Origin of the sequence: Aquibium sp. A9E412, from assembly GCF_030398335.1 — a bacterium.
Taxonomy (GTDB): domain Bacteria; phylum Pseudomonadota; class Alphaproteobacteria; order Rhizobiales; family Rhizobiaceae; genus A9E412.
The window spans coordinates 12,854-34,182 of the sequence record NZ_JAOAOP010000018.1 but is presented as its reverse complement, the minus strand read 5'-3'; the positions used below and the strand labels follow the sequence as shown (position 1 = coordinate 34,182).

Annotated in this window: 19 protein-coding genes; 10 read left to right on the top strand and 9 right to left on the bottom strand. The window is 71.5% G+C overall.

From position 1 onward, the window contains the following. Position 1 precedes the first annotated feature (1 nt). Both betC and betI read right to left on the bottom strand, forming a co-directional pair. Entirely contained in the window at positions 2–1,528 is a 1,527-nt protein-coding gene (gene betC / locus N1F89_RS09145) for a choline-sulfatase (protein WP_290083575.1), read from the bottom strand. Further along, positions 1,525–2,121 (bottom strand): transcriptional regulator BetI, encoded by a 597-nt coding sequence (gene betI / locus N1F89_RS09140; protein WP_290083573.1) that lies wholly within the window; start codon positions 2,119–2,121, stop codon positions 1,525–1,527. Before betI ends, betC begins: the two co-directional genes overlap by 4 nt. A 183-nt stretch (positions 2,122–2,304) precedes the next feature. On the opposite strand from betI, the gene N1F89_RS09135 reads away from it, so the two are divergent. The 4 genes from N1F89_RS09135 to N1F89_RS09120 all read left to right on the top strand — a co-directional run bounded on the left by N1F89_RS09135 (position 2,305) and on the right by N1F89_RS09120 (position 5,602). After that, a complete protein-coding gene (locus tag N1F89_RS09135) occupies positions 2,305–3,471 on the top strand; it encodes an acetyl-CoA acetyltransferase (RefSeq protein WP_290083572.1) in 1,167 nt (388 codons plus the stop codon). Continuing rightward, a complete protein-coding gene (locus N1F89_RS09130; protein ID WP_290083570.1) occupies positions 3,468–4,211 on the top strand; it encodes an SDR family NAD(P)-dependent oxidoreductase in 744 nt (247 codons plus the stop codon). The genes N1F89_RS09135 and N1F89_RS09130 overlap by 4 nt, the downstream gene beginning before the upstream one ends. Before the next feature lie 64 nt (positions 4,212–4,275). Then, positions 4,276–4,743: a hypothetical protein gene (locus tag N1F89_RS09125; RefSeq protein WP_290083568.1), complete on the top strand. Its 468-nt coding sequence runs from the start codon at positions 4,276–4,278 to the stop codon at positions 4,741–4,743. An 82-nt stretch (positions 4,744–4,825) separates the two neighbouring features. Continuing rightward, positions 4,826–5,602 carry a type III pantothenate kinase gene (locus N1F89_RS09120; RefSeq protein WP_290083565.1) on the top strand — a complete coding sequence of 259 codons (777 nt, stop codon included), beginning with the start codon at positions 4,826–4,828 and terminating at the stop codon, positions 5,600–5,602. On the opposite strand, the gene N1F89_RS09115 is transcribed toward N1F89_RS09120, so the two are convergent. Then, positions 5,572–6,318, bottom strand: a complete 747-nt coding sequence (locus N1F89_RS09115; RefSeq protein ID WP_290083563.1) for a DUF3750 domain-containing protein — start codon at positions 6,316–6,318, stop codon at positions 5,572–5,574. The two genes, N1F89_RS09120 and N1F89_RS09115, sit on opposite strands and share 31 nt — an antisense overlap. Positions 6,319–6,395: 77 nt before the next feature. Between N1F89_RS09115 and N1F89_RS09110 the strand changes: the two genes are divergently transcribed. After that, a complete protein-coding gene (locus N1F89_RS09110; protein WP_290083561.1) occupies positions 6,396–7,418 on the top strand; it encodes an asparaginase in 1,023 nt (340 codons plus the stop codon). On the opposite strand, the gene N1F89_RS09105 is transcribed toward N1F89_RS09110, so the two are convergent. From N1F89_RS09105 to N1F89_RS09095, 3 genes are all read right to left on the bottom strand, one after another. After that, on the bottom strand, positions 7,406–8,767 hold the full coding sequence (locus N1F89_RS09105; RefSeq protein WP_290083560.1) for a TIGR03808 family TAT-translocated repetitive protein: 1,362 nt from the start codon (positions 8,765–8,767) through the stop codon (positions 7,406–7,408). The genes N1F89_RS09110 and N1F89_RS09105 overlap by 13 nt on opposite strands. A 169-nt stretch (positions 8,768–8,936) precedes the next feature. Further along, a complete protein-coding gene (scpA, locus tag N1F89_RS09100) occupies positions 8,937–11,060 on the bottom strand; it encodes a methylmalonyl-CoA mutase (protein WP_290083558.1) in 2,124 nt (707 codons plus the stop codon). Continuing rightward, positions 11,057–12,505 (bottom strand): methylmalonyl-CoA mutase family protein, encoded by a 1,449-nt coding sequence (locus N1F89_RS09095; RefSeq protein ID WP_290083556.1) that lies wholly within the window; start codon positions 12,503–12,505, stop codon positions 11,057–11,059. Before N1F89_RS09095 ends, scpA begins: the two co-directional genes overlap by 4 nt. Positions 12,506–12,658: 153 nt before the next feature. Here N1F89_RS09095 and N1F89_RS09090 point away from each other — a divergent pair, with 153 nt between their 5' ends. Continuing rightward, positions 12,659–14,263, top strand: coding sequence for a helicase HerA-like C-terminal domain-containing protein (locus N1F89_RS09090; RefSeq protein WP_290083554.1), 1,605 nt, complete (start codon positions 12,659–12,661; stop codon positions 14,261–14,263). A 31-nt stretch (positions 14,264–14,294) separates the two neighbouring features. On the opposite strand, the gene N1F89_RS09085 is transcribed toward N1F89_RS09090, so the two are convergent. Together N1F89_RS09085 and N1F89_RS09080 are read right to left on the bottom strand one after the other, a co-directional pair. Continuing rightward, entirely contained in the window at positions 14,295–15,026 is a 732-nt protein-coding gene (locus N1F89_RS09085; protein ID WP_290083552.1) for a L,D-transpeptidase, read from the bottom strand. Positions 15,027–15,201: 175 nt separating this feature from the next. Continuing rightward, a complete protein-coding gene (locus N1F89_RS09080; protein WP_290083550.1) occupies positions 15,202–15,864 on the bottom strand; it encodes a haloacid dehalogenase type II in 663 nt (220 codons plus the stop codon). A 162-nt stretch (positions 15,865–16,026) separates the two neighbouring features. On the opposite strand from N1F89_RS09080, the gene N1F89_RS09075 reads away from it, so the two are divergent. The 4 genes from N1F89_RS09075 to N1F89_RS09060 all read left to right on the top strand — a co-directional run bounded on the left by N1F89_RS09075 (position 16,027) and on the right by N1F89_RS09060 (position 19,175). Then, complete coding sequence (locus N1F89_RS09075; RefSeq protein WP_290083548.1) at positions 16,027–16,905, top strand: branched-chain amino acid aminotransferase; 879 nt, start codon at positions 16,027–16,029, stop codon at positions 16,903–16,905. A gap of 112 nt (positions 16,906–17,017) precedes the next feature. Continuing rightward, entirely contained in the window at positions 17,018–17,617 is a 600-nt protein-coding gene (locus N1F89_RS09070; RefSeq protein ID WP_290083546.1) for a superoxide dismutase, read from the top strand. Between the two features lie 175 nt (positions 17,618–17,792). Continuing rightward, positions 17,793–18,242: a cytochrome c gene (locus tag N1F89_RS09065; RefSeq protein ID WP_290083545.1), complete on the top strand. Its 450-nt coding sequence runs from the start codon at positions 17,793–17,795 to the stop codon at positions 18,240–18,242. Positions 18,243–18,248: 6 nt separating this feature from the next. Continuing rightward, on the top strand, positions 18,249–19,175 hold the full coding sequence (locus N1F89_RS09060) for a cytochrome c (RefSeq protein ID WP_290083544.1): 927 nt from the start codon (positions 18,249–18,251) through the stop codon (positions 19,173–19,175). On the opposite strand, the gene N1F89_RS09055 is transcribed toward N1F89_RS09060, so the two are convergent. Then, positions 19,135–21,270 carry a S9 family peptidase gene (locus N1F89_RS09055; RefSeq protein ID WP_290083542.1) on the bottom strand — a complete coding sequence of 712 codons (2,136 nt, stop codon included), beginning with the start codon at positions 21,268–21,270 and terminating at the stop codon, positions 19,135–19,137. The genes N1F89_RS09060 and N1F89_RS09055 overlap by 41 nt on opposite strands. Between the last annotated feature and the right edge of the window lie 59 nt (positions 21,271–21,329).

Below are 21,329 nucleotides of genomic sequence, written 5' to 3'. Positions count from 1 at the left end.
GTCATTCTCCGCGCGGAAACCGCTTGTCCTGCTCGAGCACGTTGAGGTCCATGTGGTTGCGCATGTAGCGCTCCGAGGCGCGCTGCAGCGGCTGGTAGTCCCATGGGTAGTAGGCGCCGTTGCGCAGCGCCGGATAGACGGCGAGGCGGCGTGCCTGGCTCTCGCGCACCGCCCGGTCGAAGGCGTCCATGTCCCAGCGCGCGGCGACGCGGGCGGCGAAGGCCTCGACCAGCCCGGCATGCGCGGGATCCTCGGCCAGGTTGACCCGCTCCTGCGGATCCGATTCCAGATCAAACAGTTGCGGCGGGTCGATCGCGCAGTGGACGAATTTGTGCCGGCCCTCGCGCAGCGCCACCATCGGCGCCTCGGAGCCCTCGGCGGCGTATTCCATCGGCACCGGCGCGCCGCGCGGCTCGCCGTGCATGAGCGGCAGGAGCGGCCGGCCGTCGGTCCACGGCGCCACGGCCGCCAGGTCGACGCCGGCGAGCGCGCACAGCGTCGGGTTGACGTCGAGGGTGGAGACCGGCTCGGCGATGCGGCCGGGCGCGATGTCCGGCCCGGCGATCATCAGCGGCACGCGCGCCGAGCCCTCGAAGAAGCTCATCTTGAACCACAGGCCGCGCTCGCCGAGCATCTCGCCGTGGTCGGAGGTGAACAGGACGACGGTGTCGTCCTCCATGCGCGTGGCGCGCAGCACGTCGAGGATGGCGCCCATCTGGGCGTCGACATAGCTGATGTTGGCGAAGTAGCCGCGCCGGGCGCGGGCGATCTCCGCCGCGCCGATCGCGTAGGCCTCGTGGTCGCTGGCGCGCAGCAGGCGTTGCGAATGCGGGTCCTGCGCGGCAAAGGGCAGGGCGGCGACCTGCGGCGCCAGCGCGGTGCTGTCGGCATAGAGGTCCCAGAAGCGCCGGCGCGCCACGAACGGGTCGTGCGGGTGGGTGAAGGAGACGGTGAGGCACCACGGCCGCCGCGCCGCGTCGTCGCGCGACCGCGCCAGCGCGTAGAGCTTCTGGATCGCCTGGAAGGCGACCTCGTCGTCATATTCGAGCTGGTTGGTGATCTCGGCCGTGCCGGCACCGGTGACCGAGCCGAGATTGTGGTACCACCAGTCGATGCGCTCGCCGGGCCGGCGGTAGTCGGGCGTCCAGCCGAAATCGGCCGGATAGATGTCGGTCGTCAGCCGCTCCTCGAAGCCGTGCAGCTGGTCGGGGCCGACGAAGTGCATCTTGCCCGACAGGCAGGTGAGATAGCCGGCCGCGCGCAGATGATGCGCGAAGGTCGGGATGTCGGAGGCGAACTCGGCGGCGTTGTCGTAGACGCGGGTGCGCGAGGGAAGCTGGCCGCTCATGAAGGAGGCGCGGCCGGGCGCGCAGAGCGGCGAGGCGGTGTAGGCGGCCGAAAAGCGCGCCGAGCGCCCGGCCAGCGCGGCCAGGTTGGGCGCGTGCAGGAAGCCGGCCGGGCCGTCGTCGAACAGCGTGCCGGTGAGCTGGTCGGCCATCAGCACGAGGATGTTGGGCCGCCGGCTCATGACGCGCGCCCCGCCGCGGCGGCGAGCTGCAGCGCCAGATAGTCCTCGACCAGCGCGACGGCGGCCGCGGCGTCTGGCGCGCGGTCGGCGAGCGCGTGGCGGATGTAGAGCCCGTCGATCAAGGCGGCGATGCCCTCGGCCGCGCGCGCGGCCGCCGGGCGCGGCATCAGCCGCACGAGACCGCTCATCAGGTCGGAGCGCAGCCGCCGGGCGTAGACGGTGAGCAGCCGCTTGAGCACCGCCGAGCGCTGCGCCTCGACGTAGAAGGCGAGCCAGGCGGCGACGATCTCCGGCCGGAACTGGGCCGGCGAGAAGGACACGCGGATGATCGCCGAGACGCGTGCGCGCGGGCTCGCGGCGGCGGCCAGCGCCTGCCGGGCGTCGGCGCCGAGCGCGGCCAGGATGTGGCGCATGGTGGCGGCGAGCAGCGCCTCCTTGGCGCCGAAATAGTGATGCGCCAGCGCCGAGGAGACGCCGGCCCGGCCGGCGATGTCGGCCATCGTCACGTCGAGCGAGCCGCGCGCGCCGATCGCCTCGATCGCGGCGTCGATCAACGCCTGCCGGCGCACCGGCTCCATTCCCGTTCGCGGCATGCGGCTCCTCTTGGGGCTCCTCTCAGCGTTGCGGGGAGGCTAGTTTTGATTGATCCGTCAATCAACAAAAATCCTGCGGCCAGAACGCGGCAAACGCAAGATAGTTCATCTTTGAACATCTTGTTGTGCGCCGCGGAATGTGAGATACTGCGGCCAACGCGCAATGATCTCCTGGAGACCCGTATGACCGCTTCGATCGTCGGCTGGGCGCATTCGCGCTTCGGCAAGCTCGAGGACGAGACGCTGGAAGGCCTGATCACGGGCGTGGCCACCGCCGCGCTCGAGCATGCCGGCGTGGCGCCGCAGGACGTGGACGAGATCGTGCTTGGCCACTTCAACGCCGGCTTCTCGCCGCAGGACTTCACCGCCAGCCTGGTGCTGCAGGCCGACGACCGGCTGCGCTTCAAGCCGGCGACGCGGGTGGAGAACGCCTGCGCGACCGGCTCGGCGGCGGTGCGCCAGGGCCTGCGCGCCATCGACGCGCGCGCCGCGCGCATCGTGCTGGTGGTCGGCGCCGAGCAGATGACCAAGACGCCGGGCGCCGAGATCGCCGCCAACCTGCTCAAGGCCTCCTACCTGCCGGAGGACGGCGACACGCCGGCCGGTTTCGCCGGCGTCTTCGGCAAGATCGCCAGCGCCTATTTCCAGCGCTACGGCGACCAGTCCGACGCGCTGGCCAGGATCGCCGCCAAGAACCACAGGAACGGCGTCGACAACCCCTACGCCCAGATGCGCAAGGATCTCGGCTATGCGTTCTGCCGCCAGGAGAGCGACAAGAACCCGTACGTCGCCGGCCCGCTGAAGCGCACCGACTGCTCGCTGGTCTCCGACGGCGCGGCTGCGATCGTGCTGGCCGACACCGAGACGGCGCTGTCGATGCGCCGCGCGGTGGCCTTCCGCGCCAACGAGCACGTGCAGGACTTCCTGCCGATGTCGAAGCGCGACATCGTCGCCTTCGAGGGCTGCCGCGAGGCGTGGACGCGGGCGCTGGCCAGGGCGCGCGTCGGGCTCGACGACCTGTCCTTCGTCGAGACGCACGACTGCTTCACGATCGCCGAACTGATCGAGTACGAGGCGATGGGGCTCGCCGAGCCGGGCCAGGGCGCCAAGCTGGCGCTCGAGGGCCAGACGGAGAAGGACGGGCGGCTGCCGGTCAATCCGTCCGGCGGGCTCAAGGCCAAGGGCCACCCGATCGGCGCCACGGGCGTTTCGATGCACGCGCTGACCGCCATGCAGCTCACCGGCGAGGCCGACGGCATCCAGGTGCCCGGTGCGGCGCTCGGCGGCATCTTCAACATGGGCGGCGCGGCGGTGGCCAACTACGTGTCGATCCTGGAACGCATCAAGTGAGCCGCGCGGCCGTCGTCACCGGCGGCGCCTCGGGCATCGGCCTGGCCGTTGCCGAGCGCCTGCTCGACGACGGCTGGGCGGTGGCGGTGGTCGATGCCGACCGCCGCGCGCTCGACGAGGCGGAGGACCGGCTGGCCGGCGAGAGCGCGCTGCTGCTGTGCGCCGACATCACCGACGAGGACGAGGTCGCCGACACCTTCGACGAGACCGTCGAGGCGCTGGGTCCGCTCGGCGGACTGGTCAATTGCGCCGCGGTGGCGCGCGACGTGGCCTTCGAGGAGACCAGCGCGGAGCTCTTCCGCGAGGTGCTCGAGGTCAATCTCGTCGGCTCCTTCATCGCGGCCCGGGCGGCCGTTGAGCGGATGGCCGAGACGCTGGCGATCGTCAATCTCGCCTCGGTGTCCGGCCTGCGCGCCAATCGCGGCCGCACCGCCTACGGCGCCTCCAAGGCGGCGGTGAAGATGATGAGCGAGGTGATGGCGCTCGAGCTCGCCAGCCGCGGCGTGCGCGTCAACTGCGTCGCGCCGGGGCCCGTCGACACGCCGCTGGTCGCCCGCCTGCACGGCGAGGCCGAGCGCCGGCAGTGGCTCGAGCGCGTGCCGCAGCGCCGCTACGGCCGGGCCGGCGAGGTCGCCGCGGGCGTCGCCTTCCTGCTGTCGCCGGAGGCCGGCTTCGTCAACGGCCACACGCTGGTCATCGACGGCGGCTTCACCGTGGCCGGCATCATGCGCGCCGACTGACAGCCCCGCCGCCCGCCCCACCGCGAATGCCTGAGAGCCCCCTGAGAGAGAGGAGACCCCGAGAATGCGCAGATTTGCCCTTGCCATCACCTTGTGTCTTGCCGCCGGCGCGACCGCCCAGGCCGACGAGGGCGAGGCGACCGCCTTCGCCCAGGCCTTCTGCGGGCTGCGCGACCTGGAGGACGGCGCCGGCCGCATCCACCTCGCTTCGCCGGCGCTCGCCGAGGCGGTGACCGCGGCGCTGGCCGCCCGGACCGGCGGCGCGGCGGATGGCGGACCGCTCGCCGACGGCGTGCCGTGGCAGAGCGTGGCGGCGCGCGCGCCGCAGTGCGCGGCCGGCGCGGTTTCCGCCGAGGACGGGACGACCGTGGTGGAGGTGCGCTACGCCTTCCCCGACGCCTCGGGTGAGGACTGGGTGGACAGGCTGGTGCTGGTGCGCCATGACGGCGCCCTGGTCGTCGACGACGTCCGCTACGGTGCGACGGGCGACGCCGACACGCTGCGCGGCCGGCTCGCCGCCGGCGGCTCCTGATCGACGCCGCCCGGCCGCCGGCTTCGGCCGCGCGGCCGGGCGGCTCAAGGCCCGGGAAGGGTCGAGGAAGGGGGGACGCGCCGTGCTTCTGGCCATCGAACAGGGCAACACCAACAGCATGTTCGCCGTTCACGACGGCACCACCTGGGTGGCGCAGTGGCGCTCGGCGACCGAGGCCAACCGCACGGCCGACGAATACGCCGTGTGGCTGACGCAGCTCTTCGCCATGAGCGGGCTCAGCTTCGAGGCGCTCGACGCCTGCATCGTGTCGAGCGTGGTGCCGCAGTCGGTGTTCAACCTGCGCAACCTGTCGCGCCGCTATCTCGGCGTCGAGCCGCTGGTGATCGGCGAGAACGTCGCGCTCGGCATCCCGATCCGCGTCGACAAGCCGTCCGAGGTGGGCTCCGACCGCATCGTCAACGCGATCGGCGCGCATGCCGCACATTCCGGCCCGCTGATCGTCGTCGACAGCGGCACCGCGACGACGATCGACGTGGTGGCGGCTGACGGCGGCTTCGAGGGCGGCGCCATCGCGCCGGGCATCCACCTGTCGGTCGAGGCGCTGCACGCCGCAGCCGCCAAGCTGCCGCGCGTGGCGCTGCGCCGTCCCGGCCGCGTCATCGGCACCGACACGGTGAGCGCCATGCAGTCGGGCGTCTTCTGGGGCTACGTGGCGCTGATCGAGGGCATGATCGCGCGCATCAAGGCCGAGCGCGGCGAGCCGATGACGGTGGTGGCGACCGGCGGCATCGCGGCGCTGTTCTACGACGCCACCGCGGCGATCGACGATTTCGACCCCGACGTGACGATCCGCGGCCTGCTCGAGATCTACCGGCGCAACAGCTCCAGCCGGCCGTAGGCGGGGATCTTGAGGGCCGGGCGGGCGAGGTCGACGCCGGCGACCAGGCCGAACAGATGCACCTCGAAGCCCGACCGCGCGCCGAGCGAGAGGCCGGCGACGCCGCCCAGCGTGGCCGACAGCTCGAACGGCGCCGCGCTCCAGTCGAGCGCGACGAGGCCCGGCCGGTAGTCGCGGCCGACCGCATTGGGCGGCAGCCGGGCGCCGAAGGCCGGCACGGCGCGCAGCACGTGGGCGACGAAGCTGTTGGAGTTCGGCCCCGGCCAGAGCCGGTAGTCGCCGCGCCGGGCGAAGGGGTAGGCGGCGATCGCCGCCTCGATATGCGGGATCAGCGCCTCGGCCCGGCGCCCGCGCACCGCATGCACGACGACCGGGCGGTTCGAGTACCAGCGCCCGTCGGCGGGATAGCCGTTGCGCCGCACCGGCCGGCCCCAGCCGACCTTGTCGTAGCGCTCGTAGGCCGCCGCGCCGGGCTTCTTGACGACGAGCCAGCTGTGCACCGAGAAGGCGCCCTTGAGCCCGCCGGTGCGCGCCGCCATCAGATAGACCGCCGCCTCGGCGTCGCCGGCCGGCGGCGGCAGCACGCCGGAGGCCGACCAGTCGGCGGCATGCCAGCTCGCCGGCCGCTCCTTGAGCGCCCACCAGCCCGCGGTGGCCGCGGCCGGCACAAGGAAGACCAGGAGAAGCGCGAGCGCGCACCGCTTGACGAGACGCATGCAGCGATTTGCTTTGCCTTCCGCCCGGCCGTCAACTACCCGTCGCCACTGATCGTCAGCGCGTTTCGGGTGATGTGATGGCCAATCCGGTTCTCGTCGAGGTTCTGCGCGGCCCGCTGGTCGAAAGCCGCCACCGCGGCGCCTTCGCCGTGGTCGACGCCGAGGGCGCGACGCTGCTGGCGGCCGGCGCGGTCGACCGGCCGGTGTTTCCGCGCTCGGCGGTCAAGGCGATCCAGGCGCTGCCGCTGGTCGAAAGCGGCGCGGCCGACGCCTTCGGCTATGGCGAGCGCGAGCTGGCGCTCGCCTGCGCCTCGCATTCGGGTGAGCCGGCGCATGCCGCGTGCGCGGCGGCCATGCTGGCGGCCGCCGGGCTTTCTCCAGAGGCGCTGGAATGCGGCGCGCACTGGCCTTCGGGCCAGGCCGCCGCGCGCGGCCTGGCGGCGGCCGGCGAAGAGCCGAGCGCGCTGCACAACAACTGCTCGGGCAAGCATGCCGGCTTCCTCGCCGTGTGCCGTCATCTGGGCCTTGCGCCGCAGGGCTACACCGCGCCCGACCACGCCCTGCAGCGCCTGGTGCGCGCGGCGCTGGAGGCGGTCACCGGCGCGCCGCACGCGGTGTCCGCATGCGGCATCGACGGCTGCTCGATCCCGACCTATGCGGTGCCGCTCAGGCAATTGGCGCAGGGCTTCGCCCGCATGGCGAGCGGCACCGGCCTTAAGCCGGAGCGCGCGGCGGCGGCACGGCGGCTGTTCGCGGCCTGCGCGGCGCAGCCCTTCTTCGTCGCCGGCAGCGAGCGCTTCGACACCACCGTGCTCGGCCTCGGCGGCGGCCGGCTGTTCGTCAAGACCGGGGCGGAGGGCGTCTATTGCGGCGCGCTGCCCGAGCGCGGCCTCGGCATCGCGGTCAAGTGCGACGACGGCGCGACGCGCGCGGCGGAGGTGACGATGGCCGCGCTCCTCGCCCGGCTGCTGGGCGCGGACGATCCGCTCGGTGCGCGGCTCGCCGGCCTTGCCCGGCCGACGCTGACGAACTGGCGCGGCCGCACGGTCGGTGCGCTGCGACCGGCCGGCGCGCTGGCAAAGGCCGGTCAGGACACCTGATTGCCGGCGACGGTGAGGTGGCGCGCCGTGTGACGGCCGCCGGCGGCGAGGTCGTCCGTCGCCGCCTCGATCCAGCGGTAGCCGACCACCGCGCCGCGCGCGGCGCCGTCGATCACGTTGTCGGCGACGACGGCCGCGCCGGTGCCCTCGACCACCGAGACCGCGATTCCCGTCGGGGCGCCGCGGACCACGTTGCCGGTCGCCACGACGTTGCGCATGAACGGGCCCCAGCCGAGCTTGAGGCCGTAGAGCGGCGCGTTCTCCACCACGTTTCCGGTGACAGCGGTGTCGGCCTCCACGGTGATGCCGACGCCGAAGCCGGGCGGATCGGCCGGGTAGGGACCCTCGGTCGACAGGTTGCGCACCAGGTTGCCGCTGACGGTGGCCATGCGGCCGCCGTCGTTGAAGTTGACGACGGAGATGCCGTTGGCGCCGCCGTCGACGATGTTGCCGCTGATCACCGCGCCCTCGAAGGCGAACTCGGCGTAGAGCGCGGTCTCGCCGGAGCGCAGGCAGGTGTTCGAAGCGACCTGCAGGTTGCCGGCCGCGTTGGCGCGGATCGCCGAGAAGGCGCAGTCGGAGACATGGTTGCCGGTGACGACCGCGCCGTCGGCGCGGAACAGGTTGATGCCGTTGCCGTATTGCCCGGTGCCGCCGCGCTGGGCGGCGATGCGGGCGACCCGGTTGCCGGTGACCAGCGTGCCGTCCGGCCCGGCCTGCCAGCGATGCACCAGGATGCCGCCATTGGCGCAGTCGGTGACGGTGTTGCCGGCGATCGCCAGGCCGGCCGCCTGAACGCTGTAGATGCCGGCCTCGGCCGCGCCGGAGATGTGCGAGCGCTCGATGCGGCCGGCGACGGCCTCCAGCGCCAGCGCGTTCTTGCCGCTGCCGAGCAGCCGGCAGTTGTCGACGACGAGATGGCGCGCGCCGTGCACCGTGAGAAGGCCGTCGACATGATCGCCGAGGCGGTGGTTGGCGCCGTCGAGCAGGAGGCCGGAGAACTCCAGGTGGTCGGCCGCCTCGGCCAGGAACAGGTGGCCGTCGCCGCCATAGAGGATGCGCGAGGCGCCGGGCACGCCGACGAGGCGCAGCCGGCGCGGAAGCACGATGTTGGAGACGACGTAGTCGCCCGGCGGCAGATGCACAGGGGCGTCGCGCTCGGCCGCCTTGGCGAGGATGCGGGCGAAGGCCTCGCTCTGGTCGTCGTAGACGCCGGGCCGCAGCCCGAGCTCGGCGGCGTCGAGCGTGCCGCGGATCGAGGCCGTCTCGATTCCGGACGGCAGGGCCGCCGCCGGGCCGGCGGCGGCTGTGCCGGCAAGCCCGGCCAGGAAGGCGCGTCTGTTCAGCATTGGCACAGCTCCGAGCTCCGTCACCAGGTCGAAGCAAGAAACCTGCCAGTCGCAGACGTGCGACCCCGGCCGGCGCCGTTTTGGGCGGCCCGGCCGGGCGCCGGAAGGAGGACGGTCGACGCCGTGTCCTGCGGGTCCCGCTTGGCGGTGCCGCGCACGGCAGCGCGCCTCAGGCTTCCAGAAGGGCGTCCATCAGGCGCTCGGCGGCTTCCGGGATCACCGTGCCGGGCGGGAAGATCTCCTTCGCGCCGGCCTGGCGCACGGCCTCGTAGTCGTCGGGCGGGATGACGCCGCCGGCGACGATCAGGATGTCCTCGCGGCCCTCCGCGGCGAGCGCCTCGCGCAGCTCCGGGATCAGGGTGAGATGGCCGGCGGCCAGCGACGAGGCGCCGACGATGTGCACGTCGTGCTCGGCCGCCAGCCGGGCGATCTCCTGCGGCGTCTGGAACATCGCGCCGACCACCACGTCGAAGCCGAGATCGCCGAACGCGGTGGCGATCACCTTCTGGCCGCGGTCGTGCCCGTCCTGGCCCATCTTGGCGACCAGGATGCGCGGCTTGCCGCCCGTCCTGTCGCGGAAACGCTCGACCTTGGCGGCCACCCGGTCGACCACCGGGTTCTCGCCGATCGCCTTGCGATAGACGCCGGAGATGGTGCGGATCTCGGCGACGTGCCGGCCGAACGCCTTTTCCAGCGCCAGCGAGATCTCGCCGACGGTGGCCTGGGCGCGTGCCGCGCGCACGGCATAGGCGAGCAGGTTGCCGTCGCCCTCGGCCGCGCGGGTGAGCTCGGCGAGCGCGCCTTCGACCGCCGCCACGTCGCGCGTGCCCTTGAGCTGCTGCAGCTTGGCGAGCTGGCGCGCGCGCACCTCGGCGTTGTCGACCTTGAGCACGTCGACGTCGATCTGGTGGTCGGGCTGGTGCCGGTTGACGCCGATCACCGCCTGCTCGCCGGCGTCGATGCGCGCCTGGGTGCGCGCGGCGGCCTCCTCGATGCGCATCTTCGGCACGCCCTTCTCGATCGCCGCGGCCATGCCGCCGAGGCTTTCGACCTCCTCGATGTGGGTCAGCGCGCGCGCCGCGAGGTCGTGCGTCAGCCGCTCGATGAAGGCCGAGCCGCCCCACGGGTCGATGATGCGGTTGACGTTGGATTCGCGCTGCAGGACGAGCTGCGTGTTGCGCGCGATGCGGGCGGAGTGGTCGGTCGGCAGCGCCAGCGCCTCGTCGAAGGCGTTGGTGTGCAGCGACTGGGTGTGGCCGTGCACGGCGGCCATCGCCTCGATCATCGTGCGCACGATGTTGTTGTAGGGGTCCTGCGCGGTGAGCGACCAGCCCGACGTCTGGGTGTGCGCGCGCAGCGACAGCGCCCGCGCGTCCTTCGGCTGAAACGTCTTCTGGATCAGCGCCGCCCACAGGAGCCGCCCGGCGCGCAGCTTGGCGATCTCCATGAAGTAGCTCATGCCGGCGTTCCAGAAGAACGACAGGCGCGGCGCGAAGCGGTCGATGTCGAGACCGGCGGCGATGCCGGCGCGCGCGTATTCGATGCCGTCGGCGATCGTGTAGGCGAGCTCCAGGTCGACCGTCGCTCCGGCCTCCTGGATGTGGTAGCCGGAGATCGAGATCGAGTTGAAGCGCGGCATGTGCTCGGACGTGTAGGCGAAGATGTCCGAGATGATCCGCATCGAGGGCTTGGGCGGATAGATGTAGGTGTTGCGGACCATGAACTCCTTGAGGATGTCGTTCTGGATGGTCCCGGCGAGGTCCTTCTGGGCGACGCCCTGCTCCTCCGCCGCCACGATGTAGAGCGCCATCACGGGAATGACGGCGCCGTTCATGGTCATCGACACCGTCATCTTGTCGAGCGGAATGCCGTCGAAGAGCTGGCGCATGTCGAGAATGGAATCGATCGCCACGCCGGCCATGCCGACGTCGCCGGCGACGCGCGGATGGTCGCTGTCGTAGCCGCGGTGGGTGGCCAGGTCGAAGGCGACCGACAGCCCCTTCTGCCCGGCGGCGAGGTTGCGCCGGTAGAAGGCGTTCGATTCCTCGGCCGTGGAGAAGCCGGCATACTGGCGGATCGTCCACGGGTGGCGAACATACATCGTCGGGTAGGGGCCGCGCAGGAAGGGCGGCGCGCCGGGATGGCTGTCGAGGAAGCGCACGCCGTCGAGATCGCCGTCGCCGTAGGCGCGGCGGATGTCGATGCCCTCGGGCGTCGGCCGGGTGCCCTCGCCGGTCTCGAAGGGCAGGGCGGACGGCGCGGACCAGGGCAGGCTGGAGAAATCGGGGATCATGCCACGGCCTCCTGCTCGGCCAGCCCTTCGTCGAGCCGCTCGGCCGTGAGCTGGCGGCAGAACACCGTGCCGTCGCTCGGCATCGGCATGCGCTCCGCCTCGAGCGTCGATACCGGCCGCTCCGTGTCCAGCGGGTAGATGGTGGTGCCGACGATGTGGCGATCACCGCCGGCATAGGCGGCCAGGCGCTCGCGGCGGGTCGCCTCGACGCGCTCCTGGATGCGGCCGGCCTCGAGGCTGCGCAGCACGCCGCCTTCCGCCTCGATGCGGGTGAACTCGCTCCACGCCGCCTCGCACAGCGCCTCGGTCAGCGCCTCCAGCCCGCCGGCGCCGGCGCCGGGGTCGGCGACGAAGCCGAGATGGCTCTCCTCGGCCAGCACGAGCTGGGTGTTGCGCGCCAGCCGGCGGGCGAAGCCGTCGGGCAGGCCGTGCGGCAGCGTGTGCGGCAGCACCGACAGCGAATCGGCGCCGCCGAGCGCCGCCGCGCTCGCGGCGATGGTGTTGCGCAGGATGTTGGTTTCCGGATCGCGCGAGGTCAGCATGCGGTAGGACGTCTCGGCGTGCAGCACGGTGGCCGTCGGCTCGACCGAGCAGGCCTCCAGAACGCGCGCCCACAGCTTGCGCAGCGCCCGCAGCTTGGCCATCGACAGCACCAGGTCCTGATCGACGGCGAGCGCGAAGCCGATATGCGGCGCGGCATAGACGAGCGGCTGGCGCGCCTCCTCGAACATCCTGAGATGCGAGACCGCCGAGGCCAGCATGGCGGCGAGCTCCTGCGCCTCCGACGCGCCGGCATTGTGGAACACGCGGCCGTCGGATTCCAGCAGCACCGCCGGCAGGCCCATGGCGAAGAAGCCGGCCAGCGACTGCGGCATCGAGGCCTTCAGCGCCTCGATCGACATGCGCAGCCGGCCGGTGCCGGCGAACAGCGCGGCCGGGTCGATGCCGAAGGACAGCCGGGTACGCGCCGGGTCGACGCGGCGGGCGGCGAGCAGCTCGGCCAGCCAGTCGATCGAGCCGCGGCTTTGCGGGTGCACGTCGATGCGCAGCCGCACCTTGCCGAGCGGCACGTCGGCGAGCGCGGCGGCCAGCGCCTCGGGCGTGGCGGGCAGGCCGTAGCCGAAGGCGTTGGGCGCGCCGGCGAAGACCACGGTCAGGCCGGTGGCGCCGCCGGCGACGTCGTCGAGCGCCTGGCGGTTGGCCCGTTCGGGGTCGGGATCGTCGATGCGCTGCACGGCGTCCCAGTCGGCATCCGCGCGCACGCGGCCGACCCGGGCCGCGCCGGCGACGCGCTCGTAGAGCGGCTCGACCGCGATCGCGTCGTCGGTGCGCGAGACGAGGCTCTCGTAGCCCGCGTCCGGCCCCAGCGCCTTGTCCACGAGCGCCAGCCAGCGCGCCCGGTCGACGGGGTCGAAAGCAACGTCGCTCAGGATGCTCGGGTCCATCATGCCTCCCTGGTGATGCCCGTCGGCCGCCGGCCGAGTTTAGGTCGCGGCGTCTTGTGCCGCAATGCACCATGGGGCGCAACCGGCGCACGGCCGTTGTGGCCGGCGCGGCGGCCCAGTATAGGGATGGGTCGCGATCGAGGGCGAGGGGCCATGGCCGACAACGACAGCATCTTTCTCGGCGCCAGCCGGCGGCCGGACGACAGCTACCAGCAGGCCGAGACGCTGCTGCTCAGATATGCCAACCGGCACGGCCTGATCACCGGCGCGACCGGCACCGGCAAGACGGTGACGCTGCAGATCCTGGCGGAGGGCTTCTCCAACGCCGGCGTGCCCGTCTTCTGCGCCGACGTGAAGGGCGACCTGTCGGGCATCGCCATGATGGGCGAGGACAAGGACTTCCTCGCCAAGCGGGCGGCGACCATCCGGCTCGCGCCCTACGAGCAGCAGGAGTTCCCGGTCATCTTCTGGGACCTGTTCGGCGAGGCCGGCCATCCGATCCGCACGACGATCAGCGAGATGGGGCCGCTGCTGCTGTCGCGGCTGATGGACCTGTCGGACGCGCAGGAGGGGGTGCTCAACATCGCCTTCCGCATCGCGGACGAGGAGGGCATGCTGCTGCTCGACCTCAAGGACCTGCAGGCGCTGCTCGCCCATGTCGCCGACCGGGCCGAGGAGATCGGCGCGCGCTACGGCAATGTCAGCCGCGCCTCCGTCGGCGCCATCCAGCGCTCGCTGCTGGTGCTCGAGCAGCAGGGCGGCGAGCACTTCTTCGGCGAGCCGGCGCTCAGGATCGCCGACATCATGCGCACCACGCCGGACGGCCGCGGCGCGGTCAACGTGCTGGCCGCCGACCGGCTGATGATGAACCCGCGGCTTTACGCCACCTTCCTGCTGTGGCTCTTGTCGGAGCTGTTCGAGGAGCTGCCGGAGGTGGGCGATCCCGACCGGCCGCGGCTGGTCTTCTTCTTCGACGAGGCGCACATCCTGTTCGACGAGGCGCCCAAGGCGCTGCTCGAGCGCGTCGAGCAGGTGGTGCGGCTGATCCGCTCGAAGGGCGTCGGCGTGTTCTTCGTCACGCAGAACCCGCTCGACGTGCCCGACACGGTGCTCTCCCAGCTCGGCAACCGCATCCAGCACGCGCTCAGGGCCTACACGCCGCGCGAGCAGAAGGCGGTCAAGACGGCGGCCGACACCTTTCGCCCCAACCCCGACTTCGACTGCTACGCGGCGATCACCCAGCTCGGCGTCGGCGAGGCGCTGGTCTCCACGCTGGAGGCCAAGGGCGTGCCGTCGATCGTGCAGCGCACGCTGATCCGCCCGCCGTCCTCGCGGCTCGGGCCGATCACCGAGCCGGAGCGGCGCGGCATCCTGGCGCAGAGCCCGGTGGCCGGCCAGTACGACGAGGCGGTCGACCGCGAATCGGCCTTCGAGATCCTGACGCGCCGCGCCGAGGAGGCGGCTGCCGCGGCCGAGGAGGCCGAGCGCCGCGCGGCCGCGGAGGAGGACGCGGAGCGGCGCAACCGCGCCGGGCGCGACCGCTGGACGCTGCCGGATTTCGACGACGACGACGATGATGATGACGATGACGACCGGCGCCGCTCGCGCAGCCGCAGCAGGCGGTCCGGCCGGCGCGGCGGCTATCAGCGGCAGACGGCGACCGAGGCGGCGATCAAGTCGATCGCGCGCTCGGTCGGCACGTCGCTCGGCCGCGCGCTGGTGCGCGGCATTCTCGGCGGTCTGAAGAAGCGGCGCTGACGGCGCCGCAACGCGGTGGCCGGCGTGCCGCTCAGACGGTCGCCAGGCCCGAGGTGACGAGGATGGGCGACCCTTCCGGCACGCGCTCGTAGAGGTCGATCGCGTCCTGGTTCATCAGCCGCACGCAGCCCGACGAGACGGACTTGCCGATCGACCACCATTCCGGCGAGCCGTGCACGCGGTAGAGCGTGTCCTTGCCGTTCTCGAAGATGTAGAGCGCGCGGGCGCCCAGCGGGTTCTGCAGACCGGGCTCCATGCCGCCATTGTCGGCGCTGTACTTCTCCAGCTCCGGCTGCCGCTCGATCATCTCTGCCGGCGGGAACCACTTCGGCCAGGGCTGCTTCCACTCGATGACGGCGCGGCCGGCCCACTCGAAGCCGGCGCGGCCGAGGCCGACGCCGTAGCGCATCGCCCTGCCGCGCTCGCGCACCAGGTAGAGGAAGTGGTTCGACGTGTCGACGACGATGGTGCCGGGCGCCTCGCCGGTCGGGTCGCGCACCTCCTGGCGGTAGTAGCGCGGATCGACCTTGTCGATCGGGATGGCGGGGATCTCGTAGCCCTGGTCGACGACCGCGCCATACATGTCGCGGTAGTAGGCGAGCTTCGGGCTCGGCGCCGGCGCGGCATCCGCGCCCTCGCGCGGCGTGGTGGTGCAGGCGGCGAGCGCGGCCGACGAGGCGCCGACGGCGGCCATCGACAGGAAGCGGCGGCGGGTGAGCGGCGAGGCGGCGGGTCGGATCAGGTCGGTCAAGGGCTCGATCATCTTGTTGCTTTTCGGTTGCGGCCAAACGGTCGGTGGACCCTCCGGTTCCATGCCGTCTGCTGGCTCACGCCTGTAGACCGGCCAATTCGGGCTGAAACGGGAAATTTGCTTGGCGACGGTGTGAACGGGAGCGACTGTGCCTTTCGTGCAACGGTGGTGGCAAATGACAAATGCGTCAGCTCGCCGTCACCAGCCCGTCGAGCGACGGCAGGATGAGGGCGGGCGGCCGATCGGCATACTCGTCCGGCTGCCCCGCGCGGTTGATCCACACGGTGCGGAACCCGAACCTGGTCGCGCCCGCGACGTCCCACCGGTTCGACGACTGGAAGGAGACGGCTTCGGGGTAAATACGCCACGACATGGTTACCATTTCGTATACCGCCGGGTCGGTCTTGTAGCGGCGCAGCGTGTCGACCGAGAAGACGTCGTCGAGCACGGTGTCGAGCGCGGAGGAGCGCACCGCCGCCTCCAGCATCGCCGGCGAGCCGTTCGACAGGATGGCGAGGCGGGCGCCGTTGGCCTTAAGCGCCTTAAGGACCGCCGGCACCTCGGGATAGCAGTCGAGCTTCCAGTAGGCGGCGAGCAGCGCGTCGCGCAGCGACCGGTCGGCCGTCGGCACCTTCTGGAAGGCGAAGTCGAGGGCGCGCTCGGTCAGCGTCCAGAAGTCGACATAGGCGCCCATCAGCGAATGCACCCAGGAGTATTCGAGCTGCTTGGCGCGCCAGATCTCGGAAAGCTGCTGCCCGTCGGGACCGATCTCGCCGGCGTGCCGGCGCACCGCCGCATGCACGTCGAACAGGGTGCCGTAGGCGTCGAAGACGTAGGCCGCGTGCGGCATGGCGCATCCTCTGCGTGGTGCGCGAACTTGACCGTATCGTCCGGTTGCGGTCAAGGAGCGGACAGAGACATGCGCGCCTGGCATCACGGGCCGCCGGCGCTGCCGATTGACGGCGGCCGGCAAAGCCCTTTCGATGGCCGGGCAGAGAGGACGGACCCCGCCATGACCATGACCACCAAAGCCGAGACGACCACCTGGACCTATGTCGACGGAGACTGGCACGAAGGCAACGTGCCGATCGCCGGTCCGCGCACCCATGCCATGTGGCTCGGCACCAGCGTCTTCGACGGCGCGCGCTGGTTCGAGGGCGTGGCGCCCGACCTCGACCGCCATGCCGAGCGCGTCAACGCCTCGGCGACCGGCCTCGGCCTCAAGCCGACGATGCGCGCCGAGGAGATCGTCGCGCTGACCCGCGACGGGCTGAAGAAGTTCGACGGCAAGACGGCCGTCTACATCCGGCCGATGTACTGGGCCGAGCACGGCGGCTACATGAGCGTGCCGGCCGATCCCGAATCGACGCGCTTCTGCCTGTGCCTCTACGAGGCGCCGATGATCGCCCCGGCCGGCTTCTCGGTGACGGTCTCGCCGTTCCGCCGTCCGTCGGTCGAGACCATGCCGACCAACGCCAAGGCGGGCTGCCTCTACCCCAACAACGGCCGCGCCATCCTCGAGGCCAAGTCGCGCGGCTTCGACAACGCGCTGGTGCTCGACATGCTGGGCAACGTCGCGGAAACGGGCACGTCGAACGTCTTCATGGTCAAGGACGGGGTGGTGATGACGCCGGTGCCGAACGGCACCTTCCTGTCGGGCATCACGCGCGCGCGCACCATCGCGCTGCTCGCCGAGAAGGGCATCCAGACGGTCGAGCGGACGCTGACCGTCAGCGACTTCCGCGCCGCCGACGAGATCTTCTCGACCGGCAACCATTCCAAGGTCGTGCCGGTGATCCGCATCGAGGACCGCGACCTGCAGCCGGGCCCGGTGGCCAAGACGGCGCGCGATCTGTATTGGGAGTGGGCCCACTCCGGGACGCCGGCCTGAGCCGGCGCCGGAACGCGCGACCGGCTGCGGCGTTGCTGAAGCGACGTCGCGACCCTATCTGCCGGTGCGAGCGTTTTCTTTTTTCAACCCGTCATGCGAGGGAGATTTGACCATGGCCTTTGAACTGCCGGACCTGCCTTACGACTACGAGGCGCTGCAGCCCTACATGTCGAAGGAGACGCTCGAGTATCACCACGACAAGCACCACAACACCTATGTGCAGACCGGCAACAAGCTGGCCGCCGAGGCGGGCATGGACGGGCTGTCGGTCGAGGAGGTGGTCAAGAAGTCCTTCGGCAGCAACCAGGGTCTCTTCAACAACGCCGCCCAGCACTACAACCACATGCACTTCTGGAACTGGATGAAGAAGGGCGGCGGCGGCAAGAGCCTGCCGGAGGCGCTGGCCAAGGCCTTCGACAGCGACCTTGGCGGCTACGACAAGTTCCGCGCCGACTTCATCAACGCCGGCACCACGCAGTTCGGCTCCGGCTGGGCCTGGGTCGCGATGAAGGACGGCAAGCTCGAGATCATGAAGACGCCGAACGGCGAGAATCCGCTGGTGCACGGCGGCGTGCCGATTCTCGGCGTCGACGTGTGGGAGCATTCCTACTACATCGACTACCGCAACGCGCGGCCGAAGTATCTCGAGGCCTTCGTCGACAACCTCATCAACTGGGACTACGTGCTGGAGTGCTACGAAAAGGCGCGCTGAGGCGCCACGGCACCAAAGCCTGCAGGACCCGGCCGCGCGCGGCCGGGTCCTTTTCGTTGACGGTGCGTCAACCGGTCGCAGGCGGGTCTCACGAAAGCGTGATGCGGCGGCGCTTTTCTTTTGCGCCATGATCGCGCTCGCCAAACCTACCAGTGCCAGGAACCGGAGGCCCGTGATGAAGAAAGCCGTTTTCGCCCTGTCCGTGCTTGCCCTTTCGGCGACCGCCACGGTCGCCGCCGACGATCCCATCGCCGTGCGCAAGGCGCTGATGCAGGCGAATGCGGGCGCCGCCGGCGTGTCGGCTGCCATGCTGAAGGGGGAGATGGACTACAATCCCGCGGTCGCCAAGGCCGCGCTCGCAACCTTCTACGGCGTCGCCTCGGCCTTCGGCGACTACTTCCCCGAGGGCTCCGACGCTGGCGACACGCGCGCCGCGCCGGCCATCTGGGAGGACATGGACGGCTTCCAGGCGGCAGTCGGCGAGTTCCGCTCCGACGCCATGGCCGGTGTCCAGGCGGCCGGCGAGAACGGCCCGGCCGACCGCGAGGCCTTCCAGGCCGCCGTCGGCCCGGTGCTGGAGAACTGCCGGAGCTGCCACGAGGACTACCAGCTCAAGCGCAACTGATCCGGCATGCCCATGAAAGCGGCCCTGGCCGCCGGTGCGCTCGTCGTGGCCGGCGGCCTCGTCTTCTGGCTCGCCAGCGCGCCCGGCACGCTGCCGGCCGAGGCGCTTGCCGGGCTGGAGGACGGCGACGCCGCGCGCGGCGAGCGCGTCTTCTGGGCCGGCGGCTGCGCCTCCTGCCACGCGGCCGAGGACGCCGAGGGCGAGGCGCGGCTGCGGCTCGGCGGCGGGCTGCGGCTCGAGACGCCGTTCGGCGACTTCGTCGCGCCCAATATCTCGCCGCACGCCGACGGCATCGGCGGCTGGTCGGACGAAGCCTTCGCCAACGCCATGCTGCGCGGCGTGTCGCCCGACGGCCGGCACTACTACCCGTCCTTTCCCTACACCTCCTATGCCCGCATGCGGCCGCAGGACGTCGTCGACCTGCACGCCTTCATGCAGACGCTGCCGGCGGTGGAGGGCGAGACCGACGGGCATGCGCTCGGCTTTCCCTACGCGTTTCGCCGCGGCATCGGGCTGTGGAAGCGGCTGAACATGCACCCCGGCCCGGTGGTGGCGCTCGGCGACGGCGACGAGGCCGTGGCGCGCGGCCGCTATCTGGTCGAGGGGCCGGGCCACTGCGGCGAGTGCCACACGCCGCGCGACGGCTTCGGCGGGCTCGACCTGGCCAACTGGCTGGCCGGCGCCGCGGCGGCCGAGGGCGACGGCGTGGTGCCCAACATCACGCCGTCGGAGGACGGCCTGGCCGGGTGGAGCGCGGCCGACATCGCCTACTACCTGGAATCGGGCTTCACCCCGAGCTTCGACACCGTCGGCGGCGCGATGGTCGCCGTGCAGGAGAACATGGCCGAGCTGCCGGCCGAGGACCGGCAGGCGATCGCCGCCTATCTGAAGGCTATTCCCGGCCGGCCGGACGGGCATCGGCCCGCCCCGTGACCTTGAGCGCGAAGGCGTAGACATAGGCGATCTCCTCGAGCCGCGAGAAGCGGCCCGAGGCGCCGGCGTGGCCGGCCGCCATGTTGATCTTGAACAAGACCGGATTGTCATCGGTCTTCACCGCGCGCAGCCGCGCCACCCATTTGGCCGGCTCCCAGTAGGTGACGCGCGGGTCGGTCAGCCCGGTCAGCGCCAGGATCGGCGGATAGGCCTGCGCGGCGACGTTGTCGTAGGGCGAATAGCCGGCGATGGTGCGGTAGTCGTCGGGCGAGGCGATCGGATTGCCCCATTCGGGCCATTCCGGCGGCGTCAGCGGCAGCGTCTCGTCGAGCATGGTGTTGAGCACGTCGACGAACGGCACCTCGGCGACGATCGCGCCGAAGCACTCCGGCGCCATGTTGGCGACCGCGCCCATCAGCATGCCGCCGGCCGAGCCGCCCTGTGCGACGATGCGGTCGTGCGCGGTGTAGCCCTCGGCGACGAGGTGGCGGGCGCAGGCAAGGAAGTCGGTGAAGCTGTTCGGCTTGCCGGCACGCTTGCCCGCCTCGTACCAGGCGAATCCCTTGTCCTTGCCGCCGCGGATGTGCGCGATGGCATAGACGAAGCCGCGGTCGACCAGCGACAGGCAGTTGGTGTTGAAGCTCGCCGGGATGGTGATGCCGTAGGCGCCGTAGCCGTAGAGCAGGCACGGCGCGCTGCCGTCGAGCGGCGTGTCGCGGCGGTGCAGCACCGAGATCGGCACCGTCTCGCCGTCCGGCGCGCGCGCCATCAGGCGCCGCGTGACATAGGCGCCGGCGTCGTGGCCCGACGGCACCTCCTGCGTCTTGCGCAAGACCCGCTCGCGCGTGCGCATGTCGTAGTCGAAGACCTGCGCCGGCGTGGTCATCGAGGAGTAGCTGAAGCGGAAGGTGTCGGTGTCGTATTCCAGCGCGCCCGCCAGCCCCAGCGAATAGGCCTCCTCGTCGAAGGCGATGACGTGCTCGGCGCCGCTGGCGCGCTCGCGCACGACGATGCGCGGCAGGCCGTCCTTGCGCTCCAGCCGCACGAGGAAGTCGGCGAAGCCGAGGATCGACAGGATGAGCCGGCCCGGCTCGTGCGGCACCAGCTCCTGCCAGTTCTCCGGCCGCGGATCGTCGACCGGCGCGGTCATGATCTTGAAGTCCTTCGCGCCGCCGGCATTCGTCAGCACGAAGAAGACGTCGCCGCCTTCCTCGAGGTCGTACTGCACGCCGGTCTCGCGCGCCGCCACCAGGCGCGGCTCGGCGTCCGGCCGGTCGGCCGGCAGGATGCGGTACTCCGACGTCTCGTGGTCGTTGATGGCGATGAAGATCCAGTCGTTGCGGCGGCTGCCGCCGACGCTCATGAAGAAGCCGGGATCGGCCTCCTCGTAGATCAGCCGGTCGGTCTCGGGCGCGCCGCCGAGCGCGTGGTGGAAGATGCGCGAAGGCCGGTGGTTGGCGTCGAGCCGGGTGTAGAAGAAGCCCTCGTTGCGGCCGTCCCAGGTGCCGGAGCCGCCGGTGTCGGCCACCGTGTCGTCGCGGTCGCGGCCGCTGTCGAGCTCGCGCACCTTGAGCGTGTAGAACTCCGAGCCCTTGTCGTCATAGGCCCACAGCAGCCGCGCGTGGTCGCTGCTGTGGTCGGCGCCGCCGATGCGGAAATAGGGCTTGCCCTCGGCCTCCGCGTCGCCGTCGAGCAGCACCGCCTCCGCGCCGCCTTCGCGCGGCGTGCGGAAGAAGCGCGGCTGCTCGCCGCCGGTGCGGTAGGCGGTGCCGTAGGCGAACGGGCCGTCGGCCATCGGCACCGAGGAATCGTCTTCCTTGATGCGCCCCTTCATCTCCGCGAACAGCGTCTCGCGCAGGGCGGCCGTGTCGGCCATCAGCGCGTCCTGATAGGCGTTCTCGGCCTCCAGGTGGGCGCGGATCGCCGGGTCGAGCACGGCCGGATCCTTGAACACCTCCTGCCAGTTGTCGGCCCGCATCCAGGCGTAGTCGTCGGTGCGGGCGATGCCGTGGCGCTCGTCGTCGACGGGGCGCGCGGCCGGGCGCGGCGGCGCGGCATCGGGAAAGGGGCGGCGGGGCGTGGTGCGATCCTGCATGAAAAATCCCGGGTGGTTCGGTTGACGGAGAAAATGAACACGCCGCCCGCGGCCGGGAC